The 1,591-nt window shown below is 70.4% G+C and carries 1 protein-coding gene and 1 pseudogene; one reads left to right on the plus strand and one right to left on the minus strand.

Annotation, left to right across the window (positions count from 1 at the left end; genetic code table 11):
• Positions 1–13 precede the first annotated feature (13 nt).
• Positions 14–862 (minus strand): serine/threonine-protein kinase, encoded by an 849-nt coding sequence (locus tag E1293_RS46875; protein WP_165978731.1) that lies wholly within the window; start codon positions 860–862, stop codon positions 14–16.
• Positions 863–1,049: 187 nt separating this feature from the next.
• On the opposite strand from E1293_RS46875, the pseudogene E1293_RS49135 reads away from it, so the two are divergent.
• A pseudogene (locus E1293_RS49135) lies at positions 1,050–1,591 on the plus strand (hypothetical protein); the annotation flags it as partial.

Here is a 1,591-nt window from a genome sequence, read left to right on the forward strand (position 1 = left end):
GGTCTGGGCGTGCTCAGCGGGGTGGCGGGCCCAGGTGGTCGAAGATTTGGAGGGGCTCCCCGTCCAGTGTGCGCACGGGGAACCGCAGTTCCCGGTGGCATGCGGATAGGGAGCGTCGGGCGGCGTCGGCGTCGTTGGGACGGTGAGCCGGATCGGGTGCGCACAGGTGGGCGATCACCCTCCACAGCGTGGGCGGGACGCCGGGAGGCGGTGCCCCTACCTGCTGACGGGGCTCGGGGTCCCCCGCGCCGGTCAGCATCCGCCAGGCGACCATGCCGGCGGCGTACAGGTCCTGGCGCGGGCCTGGCCGGTTCCAGTCGAGGACCTCGGGTGCCAGGTATCCCGGCGTCCCCACGGTGAATCCGGTCGTGGTGAACCGCATCCCCTCGTCCTCCAGCGCTATGCCGAAATCGGCCAGCCGGACGTGTGGGGCGCCGACCGGGCTCGGCTCCAACAGCAGGTTGGCGGGCTTCACGTCCCGGTGGACGACCCCGGCCGCGTGAATGTGACTCAGCGCGGCCAGCAACTGATCGAGCACCTCGGCCGCGTACTCGGGCGGAAGCCTGCCGTAGTCCCCGAGCAGCGTCTCCAGCGAACCGCCGCGCACCAGGTCCATGGCCAGGAGCACATCCTCATACGCCATGCAGGAGGCGTAAGGCGTCAGCACATGCGGGTGCGCCAGCCGCAGTGCCCGTTCGCGGACGAGCCGCAGCATGGATGTGGGCCCCGATTGCCGGACGAGCTTGGCCGCGCAGTAGCGGCGCTCAGCATGGTCATAAGCACGCCACACACGGCTCGTTCCACCCATCCCGATCCGATCGAGCATGGTGAACCGTCCGTCGATCACCCACCCCGCGTTCACGGCACCGATCGTACGGAAAACCAGCGGAACCGAAAGGCCGGGGGTTTCCGCTTCTCTGTCAACAGAACGAGCGTCTCGCGCATCTAACAAAGGGGGTTCCCCGCTGCCCCGTGCTCAGCCGCCTCCCTACACTGACGAGCCACGCAAACCATGTGCCCTCACCAGGGCCCCGCCCGAGACGGGACCAATGCGCGACAAAGACTCTCGCCGCGACGACCTCGCGGGGGACAAAGCCGCCCACGACACTCCGGCACCCTCCGAGGTCCCCGCTCCCGAGCCGACAACCCCGGCCGCCTCGGTCCCCGATGAGGAAACCGCACCGTCCCCCCAGCCCGAGACCCCCGCACCCGCCGTGGAAGCGAGTGGCGCGGAAGGTTCGGCCACCGCACCATCGGCGTCCACCCCAGGCAACGCCGACGATGACGCAACAGAGGCGAAGGCGCAGAGCGACGCGGGCCAGATCGCCGAACAGGACCGCGACAGCGCAGCCAGCGCAGGGCAGGCGCAGACCACGACCGCAGGGCACGGGCAGACCACCGGCGCGGGACCGATCCTCGAACGGGAACGCGAACGCGAGAGCGCGGTCGGCGCCGGGCGGGCTCATAGCGATGATGCGGGGCGAGGTTTCGCGCAAGACGGCGACGGTTTGGGCGAGGCGGGGCGGGCCGCGACCAATGAGGAGACCGGCTCGGAAGAGGGGCGAACTGGAGAGGCTGCCGCCTCTGGCTC

Origin of the sequence: Actinomadura darangshiensis, assembly GCF_004349235.1 — a bacterium.
Taxonomy (GTDB): Bacteria; Actinomycetota; Actinomycetes; order Streptosporangiales; family Streptosporangiaceae; genus Spirillospora; species Spirillospora darangshiensis.